Here is a 16,186-nt window from a genome sequence, read left to right on the forward strand (position 1 = left end):
AAGGCGTTCAGACGCCCATGGCCCCCCGCGGGTTCCCCGCTTCGCGCCCATCCCAGCTTTCGATGAACGCGGTCAGCGCCGCATCGCTGGCGGGAATGTCGATCATGAGGGTGACCAACTGGTCGCCCCGCGTGCCGCCCTTCTTGTGGAAACCCTTGCCTTTCAGGCGCAGCGTCTTGCCCGATGTCGTACCCTTGGGAATCGTCAGCATCACCGGCTTGTCGACCGTCGGCGCCTTGACCGAGCCGCCCAGCACGGCCTCGGCGAGCGTGATCGGCAGGTCGAGGCGGACATCGTCGCCGTCGCGCGTGAAGAACTTGTGTGGCTGGACCTCGATCGTGAGGATCGCATCGCCTGCGCCGCCCGGACCTTGCTCGCCCTTGCCGGCCAGCTTCATCTGCGTGCCGGTCTCGACCCCGGCGGGGAGCTTGAGGTCAAGCGTCTTGCCGTCGGCCAGCGTCACGCGTTGGGGCTCCAGCGTCGCAGCTTCGACGAACGGGACCTGCAGGCGATACGCGGCATTCTCGCCCTTGGGCTGAGGACGGCGACCGAAGCCGCCGGAGAACCCGCCGCCACCGCCACGTTGCGCGCCACCGAACAGCCCTTCGAAGATGTCGCTCATGTCGGCCCCGCCGGCGCCGCTCTCATAGCCTTCGCTGCGGAAGCCGCCGCCGGGCTGCGGCCGTCCGCCGCCACCACCGCCAAAGCCGAACGGCGATGCGGGATTGCCGTCGCCGTCGATCTCGCCGCGATCGAACCGGGCGCGCTTGTCCTTGTCGTTCAACAGGTCGTACGCATTGGTGACGGTGCTGAACCGCTCCGACGCCTTCGGATTGTCCTTGTTGCGATCGGGATGAAGCTCCTTTGCGAGCTTGCGGTACGCCTTCTTGATGTCGGCTTCGGTCGCGTCGCGCGCTACACCCAGAGTCTTGTACGGATCGGCCACTTACGTCCCCATTATACCTTGCGCGTCTATGTGGGGGGATCGCCCTCGCAACGCAATTGCGCGCGGGGTGTTTGGTTGCACGAGAGGAACGATCATGACCAAACAACCGATGCAGGGCGTGCCGAAGAACGACGACGGCGCGAAGGAGAAGGACGGCGTGAACGACGCGCCGGACAAGGATAAAGGCGGCGAGAGTGGCGGCGGGTCGTATCCTAACCCGCACGACGAGAAGTAACGCCTTCATCCTCCCCTATCAGGGGAGGTGGTAGCCCGCTTGGGCTGACGGAGGGGTGACCCGCCATCGAGAGGGCGTCACTCCTCCGTCTGGCAAGTGCCAGCCACCTCCCCTTGCAGGGGAGAATCGCATCGCTCCTATGCGGACTCCAAAGGCGCAACGTCGACACTGACATCCATGTTCTGCGCCCCCGACCCGAGTACCACTCCGTCGACCGGCGCGATCTCGGCATAGTCCCGCCCGACCGCCATCACGATGTGATCGCTCGCCATCCAGATCCCGTTGGTCGGATCGACCCCGACCCAGCCGCGCACCGGCCCGCACCACAGCAGCACCCACGCATGCGTCGCATCCGCGCCGACCAGCCGCGGCTGGCCCTCGGGCGGGATCGTCCGGATATACCCCGACGCATACGCGGCGGGCAGGCCAGCCGCGCGCAAGCCGGTGATCATGATCTGCGCGAAATCCTGGCACACGCCCTTGCGCTGGAGGAACGCCTCGTGCGGCGGCGTATCGACCAAAGTCGCGTCGGCATCGAATTCGAACTCCACTTGGATCCGCCGCGCGAGCGCGATCCCGGCCTCCAGCGCTCCCCGCGAAGGGTCGAGATCGACCGCGCAATAGTCCGCGATCGCCTGGTCGAGCGGGATCAGCGGCGAGGGATAGATATAATTCGCCGGGCTCGCCGCGGAGAGGTCGGTGCTGGCCCGCGCCATCGTCGCGATCTCTGCGAGGGTAGGGTCGCTCGCGTCGGGGACGGGCACGAGTCGGTCGACCGTCATCCGCGACCGGCTCTCGATCGTTAGGTGCCGGACCGGACTGTCGACCACCAGCCGCGTGACATTGGCGAGCCCGGCTTCGGCGCGCGCGGCGCTGGTCCGCCCCGCCGGATGCACCGAAAGCGCGTAGCTATCCAGCCGCTGACCCGGCCAGTCGATCGGCTTCAACCGCAGATTGCACCGCGCGAACTTCACGCTCGCGCCGTAATCGAACGTCGTGACGTGGCGGATATCGTAGATCATGAAAGTTCCGGCCGCCGCAGGGGGAGAGCTGTTATCTTCTTGCTCCCTCTTCCCTCCGGGGAGAGGGCTGGGGTGAGGGGCTGTTCCGGGCGCAGCATTGCTTGGCTGCCCCTCACCCCGACCCTCTCCCCATAGGGGAGAGGGAGTAGGTTGCGCACGGCCACGCCCACCCTCACGCCAACGTCAGCCCGCTAGTCCGCAACGGCTCGGCCCCCTGCAGGAAATACCGCCGCGCCAGCGCATCCGACACCGCGCCAAGCCGCCGCTCGATATCCCCCAGCGTCTCCGCATCCAGCTCCGCGGCCGTCGCGGTCATCACGATCGCCTGCAACCCGGTCGCTTGCGCCTGTTGCGGCTCCGCCATCTCGTCGTCGCTCAGCACCGGCAATTCCGCCAACCGCGCCGCGATCCGCTCCGCCGAAAACGCCAGCGACCGAGGATTGCCCGGATCGAGTGCGACCAGATCCATCACCGGCACGCGCGCGATTCCGGTCGGATAGCGCTGCCGATAACTGATCTGGCTGTCCGCGAGGTCGAGCAGCACCGACAGATCGTCGGGCGACGCGCCCGGCATCCCGAACAAGCGGATCGCGCGCGCCATCGCCATCGCCCGCTCGATCCGCCGCCCGAGATCGTGAAAGCGCCACGCCGCGGTCCGCCCCATATGCTCCGCCGACAGCCCCGCGATCGCCGCATACCGCCGTTGCAGCGACCCGGCACGCTCCAGCATCCCGCGATGCGTCGGGAAGGGCGCTTCGAGCAACCGCACCATGTCCGCCGACAACCGATCGCGCGAGCCTTCGCCGATCTCGCGCGCATGACGGTTGAGCGTCAGGATCGACTGCCCGCGCTCATCCTCCATCGCGGTCCGAGCGAGCGCGGTCAGGTCGGCGCGGCGCAGCGACGGGGGGTGCGGCGCGCTGCCCGCCCCGACGATCAGCCCGACCAGCTTGCCGACCGTAGTGGGCGACAGGACAGCCCCCCCATCGACGTCGATCGAATTGCCGAGCATCACGCGGATCGCGCCGAGCAGCGCCTCACCGCGCTCCAGATAGCGCCCGAGCCAGTAGAAATTGTCCGCCACCCGGCTCGGCAACGTCCCCGGATTGCGGCGGACCTGAAGCGAGTCCGCGGCGGTCAGCAGCGACACCGGCGCGACCGGATCGGCGCCGTAGATACAAACGTCGGCGGACCAGATGCCTTCGCCCATCACCGCCGCCCGCGCGTCGGGATGCTCGCCGATCCGCGCGAACCCGCCGGGTAGGACGGTCCATTCGCCGTCGCCGTTACGCGCCGCGAAGACGCGCAGGGTGAAGGGGCGGGGGACGAGCGCATCGCCGACCACGACCGGCATGGTCGAGAGCTGGACGAGTTCCTGCCCGACATAATCCTGCGGCCGATTTGCCATGTCGGCGAGCAGGCGCGTCCGGTCTTCGCCAGCGATGTCGGCACCCGTGACCGGGCCGCCGGTCATGCCGAGAGGCCGCGAATGGAATGCCGGACCGATCAGCAGGCGATCGAAATTCGCCTCGACCTGGGCCCGCGCGCCGTCCTGCCCACACCACCATGTCGCGATGTTGGGGAGCAGCAGATCTTCGCCGAGCAGCGACTTCGCGAGCTGCGGCAGGAACGCCGAGAACGCCGGCGCTTCCAGCACGGCGGACCCCGGCGCGTTCGACAGCACGACGTTGCCGGCGGCGTACGCGTCGATCAGCCCGGGCACGCCGATCTGCGAATGCGTGTCGAACGCCAGCGGATCGAGCAGCCGCGGGTCGAGCCGTCGCCACAGCGCGTCGATCCGCTTGAGCCCGCCGATCGTGCGGACATACACCTTGTCCTCAAGTGCGGCGAGATCGGCGCCCTCGACTAGCAGCAGCCCGAGATAGCGCGCGAGATGCGCTTGCTCCGGGTAGCTCGGGTTGAACCGACCAGGCGTGAGCAGCCCGATCCGCGGGTCGGTCCGCTTGCACATCGCCGCGATCCCGGCGCGGAAGGCTGCAAAGAACGGCGCGTGGCGCTGCACGTTGAGCCGATCCTGCAACCCGCCGAGCGTGCGGCTGACGGCGATGCGGTTCTCCAGCGCGTATCCGGCGCCGGCGGGCGCGCGGAGGTGATCGGCGAGCACGCGCCATTCGCCGGTCGGCCCGCGACCGAGGTCGATCGCGATGAAATCGAGATGGCGGCCGCCGGGCGGGTCGAGCCCGACCATCGGTCGCAGGAAGAACGGACTGCCGGTGACGAGCGCGGCGGGGATGTGGCCGTCCGCGACCAGCTTTCCCTCGCCGTAGAGGTCGGCGATCACCGTCTCCATCAACGTCGCGCGCTGGATCACGCCGCGCTCGATCCCCGCCCATTCGCCGGCCTCGATCAGCAGCGGGACGGGTGAGACGGGCCAGGGGCGCTCGTCGGGCTCGTCGGCGATCCGGAAGCCGGTGCCGATGTCGACCGCATGCCGCTGGACGCGTTCGCGAATGTGGCCAAGGTCGTCCGAGGCGACCATCGCCAGCTCGGCAAACATCGCTGCCCAGGCCGGGTCGGCATCCTTGCAGAGCACGTCGGCACCGGTGGTGCGCGCGCAATAGTCGGCGATCCAGCGCTCGGCATGGATCATCGCGTCGAAAAGGGGCGCGGTTTGCGTCGCCGTGTCCAATGCCTCAAGCCCCCGAATACAGGCGGCGGTGTTTCACCTTTCGACGCGGCGGTGCAACATAAATTGTCGCGGGGGCCGCGCGTTACTCCTGTTCCATCGCGAACGCGGGGTCCCGGAATTCCAAGCGCTGCGTGCAGTTACCCTGGCCCCCCGCGTTCGCGAGGGAACAGTAAGGGGGGCGAGCTGTCGCCTCCACAAACCACCACCCCGGCGGAGGCCGGGGCCCAATTGGGGGACGGCGCTAATGACGGGCATCGCGCCGTTACCGCCACCTTTCCAATTGGGCCCCGGCCTTTGCCGGGGTGGTTATGGTTGTGGTTGTGGTTGTGGTTGTGGTTGTGGGGAGGGGGAATGGCTCACAAATCCGGCAGAACCTGATCCGCTACACCCCATCCCGCCAACGCCCGTGACCCGGCCCGGGCGATCAACTCGGTCCCATCCTTCACTCCCCAGCATGCCGCCGTCTCGATATCGCGTAACTCGGTCCACGACACCGGTGCCGCCACCGGCGCGCCCGCTCTCGCCCGCGCCGAATACGGCATCACCGCCGTCGCCCCGCGCTGGTTGCGCAGCCAGTCGATAAAGATCCGCCCCTTCCGCTTCGCCTTGGCCATTGTCGCAACGAAGCGCTCGGGATCGGCCCCCGCCATCGCCCGCGCGAAGCGGTCGGCGAAGTCCTTCACCGCCGGCCATTCCGCCTCCGGAGTCAGCGGCACCACTACGTGCACGCCCTTGCCCCCAGACAGCATCGGGAAGCTGACCAGCCCCAGTTCGGCCAACTGGTTCTTCAGATGCTCCGCCGCCTTCTTGGTGTCGCCGAAATCGAGCCCCTCGTCGGGATCGAGATCGAACACGAGGCGGTCGGGCTTCTCCAGCGCGGCGTTCGACGATCCCCAGCCGTGGAACTCGATCGTCCCCATCTGCACGCACGCGACCAGCCCGTCCGCATCGTCGACATACAGATAGTCCTCGGTCGAGCCGTCCTTTTCGCGGATCGGCACTTTGTGGACAGCGTCGCCGAAGCTCCCGGCATCGTGTTTCTGGAAGAAGCACGCGCGCGATCGACCCTGGGGGCAGCGCACGAGGCTAATCGGGCGATTGCCCGCTACCGGGAGCATTATGCCCGAGACTGCGACGTAATAGTCGGCGAGATCGCCCTTGGTGACGTCCGACTTGTCGAAGATCACGCGGTCCCGGCTGCTGACCTTTATGCTCGTCTCGGGGGCGGCATCGGGCAAAGGCGCGGGCGTCTCGGCGACGACGTCCTTTGCCGCCTTGTCCTCGCGCAGACCGATGAAGCTCGAATGGCGCAGCACGCCGTCGGGGGTGATCTCGGCGAAGGCGACCTCCGCGACGAGTTTCGGCGTCACCCATTTCGCGCCGCGGACCGCTGCCTTGGGGGCCTCGACCGTCGGCATCTTGCGGTCGAGCGCGTCCAGTTTGTCGCGGATGTCGTCCATCAACGCCTGGTCGAACCCGGTGCCGACCTTCCCCGCATAGCGAAAGCCTTTGCCCTCGCGGACGCCGAGCAGAAGCGACTTGAAGCCGCGTTTCTTGTCGGAGGGCAGCCAGCCGACGATCACGAACTCCTGGCGGTGCGTGCATTTGACCTTGAGCCACGTCTTGGTCCGCTTGCCCGAATACGGCGCGTCGGCGCGTTTCGAGACGATGCCTTCGAGGCCTTCGCGGCACATCGTCTCGAACAACTGCTCGCCTGCGCCGATGACGTGGTCGGAGTAGCGGAGACGGTCTTCATCCTCGGGGATCAGGGGCTGCAGGCGCGCTTTGCGGTCGAGGTTGGAGAGGCCGGTCAGGTCTTCGCCGTCGAGCGCGAGCAGGTCGAACGCGAACAGCGTCATGTCGCCGCCGGAGGAGATCGCGTCCTTCAGCGTCGAGAAATCGGGGTGGCCGTCCTTGAACGCGACGATCTCGCCGTCGATCAACGCGGATTTTACGGGGAGCTTCGCGGCGGCCTCGGCGATCGCGGTGAACTTGTCGGTCCAGTCGAGGCCGGTGCGGGTGAAGACCTTGGCCTTGCCGTTGGCGACGGAAATCAGCGCGCGGTAGCCGTCGTATTTGACTTCGTGGAGCCAGGCGGAGCCGGTGGGGACGGCGTCGACGAGGGTGCAGAGTTGTAGCTCAACGAATTCGGGTAGTTTTCCGTCATCCTGGCGAACGCCAGGACCCAGGGTACCATTTGCATCGCTCTTGGCTCTGGGTCCCGGCTTTCGCCGGGATGACGGGGTGGACGTTGGCTGGCTCGAACGTGCCGGTTTCTTTCCCTCCTCGATCTCGACCATCGTGCGGCCGGTCGAGACGCTGGTCAGCGCTTCTTCTACCAGTGTGTCGGTGCCGCCCGCTGCTGCGTCGTCGATCTTGCGGAGGAGCCAGTTCTCGCGCTTCTCCTTCGCGCGGGGCTTCAGGCGGATCAGCAGCCATTCGCCCTTCATCCGTTCGCCATCGAGGACGAAGTGGAGGTGGCCCTTGTCGAGATCCTTGGCCGACTTGCCCTTGATCGGCGACCATGTGCCGCGGTCCCACAGCATCACCGTGCCGCCGCCATATTCGCCCGCGGGGATCGTGCCTTCGAAGGTGGCGTAGCTGAGCGGGTGGTCCTCGGTGCGGACGGCGAGGCGTTTTTCGTTGGGGTCGAGGCTGGGGCCGCGGGTGACCGCCCAGCTTTTTAGGACGCCGTCGATTTCGAGGCGGAAATCCCAGTGGAGGCGGGTGGCGTCGTGCTTCTGGACCATGAAGCTGTTGCCGTTGCCGGGGTCCAGCGTGCCCGCGGGTTCGGCGGTCTTGGTGAAGTTCCGCTTGGCATTGTAGAGCGCGAGGGGATCGTCGACCATCTTCACCCCTCCCTGGAAGGGAGGGGTCGGGGGTGGGTCGGCCGCTTGGCGGGCGTAGCGCTGGTTCGGTGAGTAACCCACCCCCAACCCCTCCCTTCCAAGGATGGGAGCTTATGCACGCTTTTTGGCTGGCGCTTTGGCCGCCGTTTTCGCCGGCGCGCGTTTGGCGGGAGCTTTCTTTGCAGGCGCCTTCTCCGCCGCACCCCCACTCTTCTCCATCGACTTCTTCAACGCCGCCATCAGGTCGACCACGTTCGAGCCCGACTTCGCCCCCGTGTCCTTGTCCTCGATGATCTTCTTCCCGTTCGACTTGCGCTTGCGCTCGATCAGGTCCTTCAGCGCGTCGACATAGCGATCGTGGAACTCCTGCGGGTGGAAGTCCGCGCTACGCTTCTCGATCAGCGCCTCGGCCAGTTCCAGCAGTTCCTCGGACGGCTTGTCATCGGGGATCTCGCGGAAATACCCCTGCGCCTTGTGCACCTCGTCGGCGTAGCGCAGCGTCTCCAGCACCATGCCGCGCCCGCACGGCTTCAGGCTGACGACGTATTCGCGCCCGCGCATCGCAAGCTGGCCGAGCCCGACCTTCTTCGTCCGCTTCAACGCCTCGCGCAGAACGATGAACGCCTCCTCCGCGAGATCGTCCGCGGGCACAACGAAATACGGCTTTTCGTAATAGAGCACGTCGATCTCGCTCGCATCGACGAACTGCGTCAGTTCCAGCGTCTTCTTCGATTCGAGCTTCACCGCGTCGATCTCGTCCTGCTCCAACAGGACGTATTCGCCCTTCGAGACCTCATAGCCCTTCATGATCTCGTCGGCATCCACCGGGCCGACGCCGGTGACGACCTTGTCGTAGTGGATCGGCTGGCCCGAGGGTTCGTGGATCTGCTTGAACGATACCGCCGCGCCGGATTTCGTCGCGGAATAGATCTCGACCGGGATCGAGACGAGGGCCAGCCGGATCTGCCCCTGCCAATATGCTCGCGCTGCCACCCTGCGTGTTCCTTCGTTGCGGAAACGATTCGATTACCTGGGTCAATCATCGGCACGGTAGAGTCGTTCCCAAGTTTCGTTCCGGCCCAAATCCCGCTATGGCGCGCGGCATGTCAGACGATCCCTTCACGCTGTTCGATAGCTGGTACGCCGAAGCCAAGCAGTCCGAGCCGAACGACCCGAACGCGGTCGCGCTCGCGACGGCCGATGCCGAGGGGCGGCCGTCGGTGCGCATGGTGCTGTTGAAGGGGCATGGCCCCGACGGCTTCGTGATCTACACCAACCGCGAAAGCCGCAAGGCAGGCGAGCTGGCCGCCAATCCGCAGGGTGCGCTGCTGTTCCACTGGAAGTCGCTGCGCCGCCAGATCCGGATCGAGGGGCCGGTATCGTGGGCCAGCGACGAAGAGTCGGACGCCTATTTCGCCTCGCGTGGTCGTGATTCGCAGCTTGGTGCCTGGGCTTCGGAGCAGTCCCGGCCGCTCGACAGCCGCGAGACGTTCGAGCAGCGCTTTGCCGAAATGACCGCGAAGTTCGAAGGCCAGGACGTGCCGAGGCCGCCGCATTGGGGTGGCTACCGCGTCAAGCCAACGCGGATCGAGTTCTGGCAGGACCGTGCGCACCGGCTCCACGAACGGCGGTTGTTCGTTCGCGAAGACGGCAACTGGAGCGAAGGGCTGCTGTTCCCATGACGCAGGACGAACGGCGCAGGGTCATACCCCTCGCAACCCGCGCGGCGCTGGCCAGCGTCGCGATGGCGTGTTTCCTGCTGCTGTTGAAAGGCTTTGCGGCGTGGTCGACGGGCTCGGTGGCGATGCTTGGGTCCCTTGCCGATACCGCGCTCGACCTGCTCGCGTCGCTGGTCACGCTGTACGGCGTGCGGCTGGCGGCGACGCCGGCGGATCACGATCACCGCTTCGGCCACGGCAAGGCGGAGGCGCTCGCGGCGCTGTTCCAGGTCATGCTGATCACTGCGTCGGCGGTCGGCATCGCGTGGCGCGCGATCCTGGCGTTCGGCGATCCGCAGCCGACCACCGGGGCGGATTTCGGCATCGGCGTGTCGGTCGTCGCGATCGTCGCTACGGTGTTCCTGCTGTCCTATCAGCGTCGCATCATCCGCCAGACCGGCTCGGTCGCGATCCTCGCGGACAACGTGCACTACCAGTCGGACGTGCTGCTCAACGGGTCGGTGATCGTCGCGCTGGTGCTCGATCAATATGTCGGGTGGAGCGGCGCGGATCCGATCTTCGGCATCGTCATCGCGTTGTGGCTCGCCTGGGGCGCGTTCCAGGCGTCGTCGAATGCGATCGACCAGCTGATGGACAAGGAATGGCCGGAGGACTTCCGGGCGCAATTCCTCGATGTCGCCGCACGCCAGCCCGGTATTCGGGGAATCCATGATTTCCGCACGCGCCGCTCGGGGAGCCACGACTTCGCGCAGTTCCACATGGAGGTCGCGCGCGACCTGACCGTCGAACACGCGCACGACATCGTCGAGGCGGTCGAGCGCAACCTGCGCTCCGCGTTTCCGAAGGTCGAGGTGCTGATTCATCTCGATCCGGAGGGGCATGTCGACACCGACAATCCGCTGGTCGAGGCGGACGTGACGCCGCATTGGTTCGGCAAGCGGGTTTGAGGACTTAAGTATGAGAATACCGTTCGCGCAGATCGATGCGTTTTCCGACACGCCGTTCGGCGGCAACCAGGCTGCGGTGATGCCGCTGTCCGCATGGCTCGACGACGACGTGCTCCTCAACATCGCGCAGGAGAACAACCTGAGCGAGACCGCGTTCATCGTCGCTTCGGACGACGAGGGTGTCGATTTCGATCTTCGCTGGTTCACGCCGGGGGCGGAGGTGGCGCTGTGCGGCCACGCGACGCTGGCGAGTGGGCATTTCGTGCTGTCGTCGGATACCGCGCTCGATCGGGTGCGGTTCCGGACGCGGCAGGCGGGCATGCTCGAGGTTGCTCGGGCGGATAGCGGGTATACGCTGGAGCTGCCGGCCTGGGGACCGAGCCCGAAGGCGATCCCGGAGATCGTCGCGGCGTTGAACGTCGCCGAGACCGTCGAGACCTTGTGGCATGACAAGGGCTATGCGCTCGTGATCGTCAAAGACGAGGCCGTGGTCCGCAATCTGAAGCCAAATTACGCAGCGTTGGCTGAATTCCCGATCGTCGCGATTGTCGCGGCTCGAGGCGAGGCTACGGATATCGTCAGCCGCGTCTTCACGCCCTATTACACGATCGACGAAGATCCGGTGACGGGCTCGGCGCATGCGGTGATGGTGCCGTATTGGGAGCCGACCTTGGGGAACAGCTTCACCGCCTATCAGGCGAGTGCGCGCGGGGGAAAACTGACGTGTCGCCTTGAGGGCGACCGGGTGGTGCTGGGCGGATCATGCGTGACGACGATCGAGGGGACGTTCTTGCTGCCTTGATCCGTAAGGACGGCACAGGCTTCTTCACCCCTCCCTGGAAGGAAGGGGCCGGGGGTGGGTAGGCTGCTTGGCGAGCGCGGCGCTGGTCCGGTGAGCGACCCACCCCCAACCCCTCCCTGCCAGGGAGGGGGGAAGAATCTACCGCTTACGCCCCTTGGTCATCGGATCGGGCTTCTTCGGCTTCACCCAGCCGGGCGGCGGCGTCATGCGTTGCTGGCTGGTGCCGAGCCCCATCGCGCCCGGCTGTTGCCGCGTCAGCCCTGCGGTGTCCGCCACCTCGCCGCCACCGCGCAGCACGCTGATCTGATCACGCAACTTGCCCGCGGTTTCGAAATCCATCGCCGCGGCGGCGGTTTCCATCTGGTGGCGTAGATCTTCGATATCCATCCGCGCTCAACGCGTCAGGCGGCGACGAGTGCCGCTTCGGTGTCCGCGATCCAGCCGCCGCCGAGCACGCGCTCGCCCGCATAGAGCACTGCCGCCTGACCGGGCGCGACGCCATATTCGGGCGCATCGAACACCACGCGGTCGCCGACCAGACGGGCAGGGACGGGTTTAGCCATCGACCGCACCTTGGCCGTCAGCGGCCCGGTGAAATCGCCGCCCAACCAGTTGATGTCGGTCATCCGCGCCGCCTCGACCGCGAGCGCGCGACGGGGGCCGACGACGACGCGCTTCGTCTCAGGCTCGACTCGCACGACGTAGAGCGGCTCGGGACTGCCGCCGATCTCCAGCCCGCGGCGTTGGCCGACGGTGAAGTGGATCAGCCCACGATGTTCGCCGAGCTTTGCGCCGCCAAGGTCGACGATGTCTCCCGCCGTCTCCGCCGCTTCGGGACGCAGTTTTTTGACGAGGCCGGCGTAGTCGCCATCCGGCACGAAGCAGATGTCCTGGCTGTCCGGCTTGGCCGCGACGCCGAGGCCGAGTTCGGCAGCAATCTCGCGGACGCGCGCCTTAGGTAGGCCACCAAGAGGAAAGCGGAGGTAATCGAGCTGCGTCTGCGTGGTCGCGAACAGGAAATAGCTCTGGTCGCGTGCGGGATCGGCGCCGCGGTGGAGCTCGGCACCGTGTGCGCCTTCGACCCGGCGGACATAATGGCCGGTCGCCAGGCAATCCGCACCGAGATCGCGCGCGAGCTTCAACAGGTCGGTGAACTTCGGCCCCATGTTGCACTGGACACACGGGATCGGCGTGCGACCGGCCAGATACTCGTCGGCGAACTTGTCGACGACCTGCTCACGGAAGCTGGTTTCGTGATCGAACACGTAATGCGCGATGCCGAGTCGGTCGCAGACCGCGCGGGCGTCGCGGATATCGCGGCCCGCGCAGCACGAACCTGCGCGGCCGACCGCCTCGCCGTGATCGTAGAGCTGGAGCGTCACGCCGATCGTCTCGGCGCCGGTAGCATGCGCGAGCGCGGCGACGACCGAGCTGTCGACGCCGCCCGACATCGCCACGACGATGCGCTTACCGGCCATGCCCGTATCCGCGCTGGCCCCGAGCTGAAAATCGGTCTGATCCATGCGGCGCTACATAAGCGCGGAGGCACTCCGTTGCAAAAAGATGCGTCGATTAACCTCGATCAGGCCAAAGCGAGTGAAAAATGCGACCGGCGAACGTCGCAATGCAACAAATCGGCCACTGCGTGGCGGGTGTTTTACGCAGTCTTCATCCCCTTGGCCTAGACAGGGGCTTCCGAGAATGAAGCGAGTATCCCGTTGGACCTGAGTTTTCCCCGTTTCGATCGCGACGCAGAGGTCACCGTTCTTCCGGGTGACCTGGCCGTCCTGATCGTCGGTATCGCCGCCCGACAGGCGGCGAGCCCGACAGCGGCGGTGCAGGCGGGATTTGCTCGCGCCACGATCGATCCGAAGTTGTTTGCGCCGCTCCACGGTGCGTTCAACGGGCCGATGGCCGCGGCGTTGACCCGTTGGAAGGAGGAATGAAGATGCTGTTTACCGCGGCGTTTCAGCCGATCTTCAAGACCTGCGATTACAGGTCGTGTGTGCGTATCGAGAGGGGGCCCCCCGCCCCGATCAGAGGTTTCAAATGATCGAGAACCAGAAAATCCGTCCCGGCAAGGTCATCGGGCCCTTGGGCGAGCAGTTGACGCTGGACAGCCTGCCACCGCCCAGCACCACGCGCTGGGTCGTGCGGCGCAAGGCCGAAGTCGTCGCCGCGGTGAATGGCGGACTGTTGAGCGTCGACGATGTCTGTGCGCGCTACGGCCTGACGGTCGAGGAGTTCGCCGGGTGGCAGCGGGCGATCGATCGGTCGGGAATGCCCGGACTGCGCGTGACGCGGATCCAGCACTATAAGTTGTTGTACGAGCGCCAACAAAAGTATTGAGCCGCAAAACTCAAAACGCGAGCGGAACAAAAAACGCCGTTCGCACGTCTTTCCGCCATCGCCCGGATACGGGTTCAACGGAGGGAAAATATCATGGGTCTCATTCTTTGGCTGATCATTGGCGGCGTCATCGGCTGGATCGCTAGCATGATCATGCGCACCGATGCGCAGCAGGGCATCTTCCTGAACATCATCGTCGGCATCGTCGGCGCGTTCATCGGTGGCCTGATCCTGTCGGGTGGTTCGATCAACAACGCACCGCTCACGCTGACCTCGTTCATCGTGTCGCTGCTGGGCGCCATCGTCCTGCTCGCGATCGTGAATCTCGTGCGTCGCGGTAGCGTCCGCTAAGAGTTCGCTTCGTCACGCGAAGTTGAAGAAGGGCCGTCCGGGCAACCGGGCGGCCCTTTTTCTATGTGCCCGAGCATGCGGGCCAATTCCGACGGTCTCCCCTCCCTGGAAGGGAGGGGGCGGGGGTGGGTCGGTTCTCTGTGTCGAAACGTCGCGGCACAAACGAGCCTACCCACCCCCAACCCCTCCCTTGCCAGGGAGGGGGGCAACGAAGCGTCAGTTCAGCAGGAAGCGGACCGACAGCGTGACCGTCACGTCCTTCTCGCCGGGTGCGATCTGCGTGCTGTCCTTGGCCATCGCCGCGCGCGCCATGAACATCGGTTGTGCCGGACCACCCGTATCCTGGCCCGATTCCGCGATCGAGACGATCCGCGACACGCGCAGCCCCGCGGCCTTGGCATACAGATCCGCGCGGCGCTTGGCCTGCGCGATCGCGTCGGTCCGTGCCTCGTCCAGCGCCGCGTCGGGCTTGTCGATCGTCAGGTTCGGCCCGTCGATCTGGTTCGCACCCTCAGCCACCAGCGCATCGAGGACCGTCCCCGACTTCGCGACGTCGCGGAAGCGGATCGAGACGGTGTTGGTCGCCTGATACCCGGTGATGACCGGCGGCTGGTTGTCCGCATAGCGATATTGCGGCGCAAGCTGGACGGTCGAGGTAGCGATGTCGCGCGGCACAACGCCTGCGCGCCTGAGCGATGCCAGCACCTTCGCCATCCGCTGCGCATTGTCGGTGAGCGCAGCCGCCGCGGTCGTCGACTGGGATACGACGCCGGCGCGGATTGTCGCCAGATCGGGCACTCGAGTTGTCCGCCCCTCGGCGGTCACGTCCAGAACGGTCCCGGCGGCAGGCACCATGGGCTCGACGGTCGTCGGCGCGGCCTGGGCGTTGGCAGCGACGGCAGGCAAGCTGATCGCGACGGTAGCGAGGGCGCTCAGGAACGATGCTGTCTTCATTGTTTCTCTCCGGTAGAACACGACCTGCCTGTCGTCCTACACAGTTCAACGCAAGCTGAACGGCATTGCGGATAGATCGGAATCGAAGCATGTCTGCGGTCCGCATGAGCCAAAGGGCTTGAGCGCGGTGACCTATTCATATAACACAGCCGGTGAATGGCGAAGCGGGTCGAGACAAGACCGGTCGAAATTGGGATTGTGACGCGCATGAACTACGAGACGAAGACCGTCGGCCAGATTGACGGTGGCGAGCACGAAGATCAGCTGGTGCTCCCCGATTACACCGCACCGTCGCACCGCCGCCGCAACATCATCATCGCGGTCGTCGTCGTGCTGGCGATCATCGGCGCCGTCTTCGCGTTCAAGGGCGGCAAGAAGGACGCCGCCGCCGGTCCGGTCGTCGAACAGGTGCCGACCGTTTCGGTCATGGTGCCGGGGCGCAAGACCGTCGACCGCACGATTTCTGCGACCGGCACGATCGCCGCACGTCGCGAAATGCCGGTCGGCGTCGCGGGCGAGGGCGGGATGATCACGCGCGTGCTGGTCGAGCCGGGCCAGTGGGTCGCGGCGGGCCAGGTGCTGGCGACGGTCGATCGCTCGGTCCAGACCGAGACGGCCGCCTCGCTCGCCGCCTCGGTCAGCGTCGCGCGTTCCGACGAGACGATCGCGCAGGCCGAACTCGATCGCGCCAAGCAGCTCGTCGATCGCGGCTTCATCTCGAAGGCCGATCTCCAGCGCAAGGCCGCGACGCGCGACGCCGCCGCGGCGCGCGTGAAGGTCGCGCAGGCCACGCTCGGCGAGGCGCGCGCGCGCAACGGCCGGCTCGATATTCGCGCGCCCGCCGCCGGCCTCGTGCTGACGCGCGGCGTCGAATCGGGCCAGGTCGTCGGCGCGGGTACCGGCGTGCTGTTCCGCATGGCCGCGGACGGCCAGATGGAAATGCGCGCGCAGTTGAGCGAAGCGGATCTAGCCGGGCTCCATGCCGGCGCCCGCGCGACGGTCGTTCCGGTCGGCACGACTCAGGGCTTCCCGGGCCAGGTGTGGCAGGTCTCGCCGGTCATCGACCCGCAGAGCCGCCAGGGCATCGCGCGGATCGCGGTCGCCTATGACCCCGCGCTGCGGCCAGGCGGATTCGCCGCGGCGACGATCGTCGGGGGCGCGACCCAGGCACCGTTGCTCCCTGACTCCGCGCTGCAGAGCGATGAGAAGGGCAGCTTCGTCTATATCATCGGTGCCGACGACAAGGCGGTACGCCGCGATATTAAGATCGGCCAGGTCTCCGACGCGGGCGTAACGATCTTGAGCGGACTCGACGGAACCGAACGGGTAGTGTTGTCTGCGGGCGGGTTCCTGGCGCCCGGGCAGAAGGTGAAGCCGGTCACGAAGAAAGCGAGCTGAGCTC

Annotated in this window: 16 protein-coding genes; 8 read left to right on the top strand and 8 right to left on the bottom strand. The window is 66.5% G+C overall.

What is annotated here, in order from left to right; all coding sequences use genetic code 11:
- Positions 1–7: 7 nt before the first annotated feature.
- Entirely contained in the window at positions 8–946 is a 939-nt protein-coding gene (locus tag C8J42_RS00605) for a DnaJ C-terminal domain-containing protein (protein ID WP_107964574.1), read from the bottom strand.
- 94 nt (positions 947–1,040) lie between these two features.
- Between C8J42_RS00605 and C8J42_RS19960 the strand changes: the two genes are divergently transcribed.
- Positions 1,041–1,181 (top strand): hypothetical protein, encoded by a 141-nt coding sequence (locus C8J42_RS19960; protein ID WP_165895393.1) that lies wholly within the window; start codon positions 1,041–1,043, stop codon positions 1,179–1,181.
- 137 nt (positions 1,182–1,318) lie between these two features.
- Here the strand turns inward: C8J42_RS19960 and C8J42_RS00610 are convergent, their stop codons facing one another.
- The 4 genes from C8J42_RS00610 to C8J42_RS00625 form a co-directional block, all read right to left on the bottom strand.
- Complete coding sequence (locus tag C8J42_RS00610; RefSeq protein WP_133018543.1) at positions 1,319–2,203, bottom strand: transglutaminase family protein; 885 nt, start codon at positions 2,201–2,203, stop codon at positions 1,319–1,321.
- A 172-nt stretch (positions 2,204–2,375) separates the two neighbouring features.
- Positions 2,376–4,814, bottom strand: a complete 2,439-nt coding sequence (locus C8J42_RS00615) for a circularly permuted type 2 ATP-grasp protein (protein WP_133019166.1) — start codon at positions 4,812–4,814, stop codon at positions 2,376–2,378.
- Between the two features lie 395 nt (positions 4,815–5,209).
- Positions 5,210–7,702: a DNA ligase D gene (gene ligD / locus C8J42_RS00620; protein WP_133018544.1), complete on the bottom strand. Its 2,493-nt coding sequence runs from the start codon at positions 7,700–7,702 to the stop codon at positions 5,210–5,212.
- Positions 7,703–7,813: 111 nt separating this feature from the next.
- On the bottom strand, positions 7,814–8,695 hold the full coding sequence (locus tag C8J42_RS00625) for a Ku protein (protein ID WP_133018545.1): 882 nt from the start codon (positions 8,693–8,695) through the stop codon (positions 7,814–7,816).
- 110 nt (positions 8,696–8,805) lie between these two features.
- Between C8J42_RS00625 and pdxH the strand changes: the two genes are divergently transcribed.
- The 3 genes from pdxH to C8J42_RS00640 are packed head-to-tail and all read left to right on the top strand — an operon-like array spanning position 8,806 to position 11,130.
- Positions 8,806–9,384: a pyridoxamine 5'-phosphate oxidase gene (pdxH, locus tag C8J42_RS00630; protein WP_133018546.1), complete on the top strand. Its 579-nt coding sequence runs from the start codon at positions 8,806–8,808 to the stop codon at positions 9,382–9,384.
- The gene (locus tag C8J42_RS00635; RefSeq protein WP_133018547.1) at positions 9,381–10,328 is read left to right on the top strand and encodes a cation diffusion facilitator family transporter; all 948 of its coding nucleotides are present in this window, start codon (positions 9,381–9,383) and stop codon (positions 10,326–10,328) included. The genes pdxH and C8J42_RS00635 overlap by 4 nt, the downstream gene beginning before the upstream one ends.
- Before the next feature lie 10 nt (positions 10,329–10,338).
- The gene (locus C8J42_RS00640; protein WP_133018548.1) at positions 10,339–11,130 is read left to right on the top strand and encodes a PhzF family phenazine biosynthesis protein; all 792 of its coding nucleotides are present in this window, start codon (positions 10,339–10,341) and stop codon (positions 11,128–11,130) included.
- Positions 11,131–11,268: 138 nt separating this feature from the next.
- Here the strand turns inward: C8J42_RS00640 and C8J42_RS00645 are convergent, their stop codons facing one another.
- Both C8J42_RS00645 and mnmA read right to left on the bottom strand, forming a co-directional pair.
- Positions 11,269–11,517 (bottom strand): UvrB/UvrC motif-containing protein, encoded by a 249-nt coding sequence (locus C8J42_RS00645; protein ID WP_133018549.1) that lies wholly within the window; start codon positions 11,515–11,517, stop codon positions 11,269–11,271.
- Between the two features lie 14 nt (positions 11,518–11,531).
- Complete coding sequence (mnmA, locus tag C8J42_RS00650) at positions 11,532–12,653, bottom strand: tRNA 2-thiouridine(34) synthase MnmA (protein ID WP_133018550.1); 1,122 nt, start codon at positions 12,651–12,653, stop codon at positions 11,532–11,534.
- Between the two features lie 195 nt (positions 12,654–12,848).
- Here mnmA and C8J42_RS00655 point away from each other — a divergent pair, with 195 nt between their 5' ends.
- The 3 genes from C8J42_RS00655 to C8J42_RS00665 all read left to right on the top strand — a co-directional run bounded on the left by C8J42_RS00655 (position 12,849) and on the right by C8J42_RS00665 (position 13,830).
- A complete protein-coding gene (locus C8J42_RS00655; protein WP_056061089.1) occupies positions 12,849–13,076 on the top strand; it encodes a hypothetical protein in 228 nt (75 codons plus the stop codon).
- A gap of 103 nt (positions 13,077–13,179) precedes the next feature.
- Positions 13,180–13,479 (top strand): DUF1153 domain-containing protein, encoded by a 300-nt coding sequence (locus tag C8J42_RS00660; protein WP_133018551.1) that lies wholly within the window; start codon positions 13,180–13,182, stop codon positions 13,477–13,479.
- A gap of 93 nt (positions 13,480–13,572) precedes the next feature.
- Positions 13,573–13,830: a GlsB/YeaQ/YmgE family stress response membrane protein gene (locus tag C8J42_RS00665; protein WP_056484797.1), complete on the top strand. Its 258-nt coding sequence runs from the start codon at positions 13,573–13,575 to the stop codon at positions 13,828–13,830.
- Positions 13,831–14,046: 216 nt separating this feature from the next.
- On the opposite strand, the gene C8J42_RS00670 is transcribed toward C8J42_RS00665, so the two are convergent.
- Positions 14,047–14,784 (bottom strand): SIMPL domain-containing protein, encoded by a 738-nt coding sequence (locus C8J42_RS00670; RefSeq protein ID WP_133018552.1) that lies wholly within the window; start codon positions 14,782–14,784, stop codon positions 14,047–14,049.
- Between the two features lie 207 nt (positions 14,785–14,991).
- Here C8J42_RS00670 and C8J42_RS00675 point away from each other — a divergent pair, with 207 nt between their 5' ends.
- Positions 14,992–16,182 (top strand): efflux RND transporter periplasmic adaptor subunit, encoded by a 1,191-nt coding sequence (locus C8J42_RS00675; RefSeq protein ID WP_133018553.1) that lies wholly within the window; start codon positions 14,992–14,994, stop codon positions 16,180–16,182.
- Positions 16,183–16,186 lie beyond the last annotated feature (4 nt).

This window comes from Sphingomonas sp. PP-CE-1A-559 (genome assembly GCF_004340965.1).
Taxonomy (GTDB): domain Bacteria; phylum Pseudomonadota; class Alphaproteobacteria; order Sphingomonadales; family Sphingomonadaceae; genus Sphingomonas.

What these genes read in the sequence shown, in the direction of transcription:
- pdxH (WP_133018546.1), top strand. Translation starts at nt 8,806, where the DNA reads ATGTCAGACGATCCCTTCACGCTGTTCGATAGCTGGTACGCCGAAGCC.
- C8J42_RS00670 (WP_133018552.1), bottom strand. Translation starts at nt 14,784, where the DNA reads ATGAAGACAGCATCGTTCCTGAGCGCCCTCGCTACCGTCGCGATCAGC.
- C8J42_RS00675 (WP_133018553.1), top strand. Translation starts at nt 14,992, where the DNA reads ATGAACTACGAGACGAAGACCGTCGGCCAGATTGACGGTGGCGAGCAC.
- C8J42_RS00635 (WP_133018547.1), top strand. Translation starts at nt 9,381, where the DNA reads ATGACGCAGGACGAACGGCGCAGGGTCATACCCCTCGCAACCCGCGCG.
- C8J42_RS00645 (WP_133018549.1), bottom strand. Translation starts at nt 11,517, where the DNA reads ATGGATATCGAAGATCTACGCCACCAGATGGAAACCGCCGCCGCGGCG.
- C8J42_RS00660 (WP_133018551.1), top strand. Translation starts at nt 13,180, where the DNA reads ATGATCGAGAACCAGAAAATCCGTCCCGGCAAGGTCATCGGGCCCTTG.
- C8J42_RS00610 (WP_133018543.1), bottom strand. Translation starts at nt 2,203, where the DNA reads ATGATCTACGATATCCGCCACGTCACGACGTTCGATTACGGCGCGAGC.
- C8J42_RS19960 (WP_165895393.1), top strand. Translation starts at nt 1,041, where the DNA reads ATGACCAAACAACCGATGCAGGGCGTGCCGAAGAACGACGACGGCGCG.
- C8J42_RS00640 (WP_133018548.1), top strand. Translation starts at nt 10,339, where the DNA reads ATGAGAATACCGTTCGCGCAGATCGATGCGTTTTCCGACACGCCGTTC.
- C8J42_RS00615 (WP_133019166.1), bottom strand. Translation starts at nt 4,814, where the DNA reads ATGATCCATGCCGAGCGCTGGATCGCCGACTATTGCGCGCGCACCACC.
- ligD (WP_133018544.1), bottom strand. Translation starts at nt 7,702, where the DNA reads ATGGTCGACGATCCCCTCGCGCTCTACAATGCCAAGCGGAACTTCACC.
- mnmA (WP_133018550.1), bottom strand. Translation starts at nt 12,653, where the DNA reads ATGGATCAGACCGATTTTCAGCTCGGGGCCAGCGCGGATACGGGCATG.
- C8J42_RS00665 (WP_056484797.1), top strand. Translation starts at nt 13,573, where the DNA reads ATGGGTCTCATTCTTTGGCTGATCATTGGCGGCGTCATCGGCTGGATC.